Source organism: Massilia genomosp. 1 (assembly GCF_011682185.1).
Lineage (GTDB): Bacteria > Pseudomonadota > Gammaproteobacteria > Burkholderiales > Burkholderiaceae_D > Telluria_A > Telluria_A rubra.
Window position 1 is genome coordinate 1 of sequence record NZ_WHJF01000591.1, and the last position, 254, is coordinate 254.

1 pseudogene is annotated in these 254 nt (G+C 57.9%); it reads right to left on the reverse strand.

What is annotated here, in order from left to right:
• A pseudogene (locus tag F1735_RS35020) lies at positions 1-126 on the reverse strand (transposase DNA-binding-containing protein); the annotation flags it as partial.
• Between the last annotated feature and the right edge of the window lie 128 nt (positions 127-254).

Here is a 254-nt window from a genome sequence, read left to right on the forward strand (position 1 = left end):
AACCGGAAGCGCGGCCATGCGTTGCTGCGTCTGCTGCCAGTGCGGCGCCATGATCGCCTGCCAGTCGACGCTGTCGTTGTCGAAGAAGCGATACGCCGCCATCGTCTCGCCCCAGCCTTGGCACGCCCCCCCTGTGTCAGACTACTTGTCGGGTGTGTTTTTGAACAAAGTATGTCGTGATCTTGAGCGTTGTAGTGGGGTTTTTAGAGTTCGTTCTTGTGCTGTACTTTTGACATCGTTTCCGGGAGCGGGGG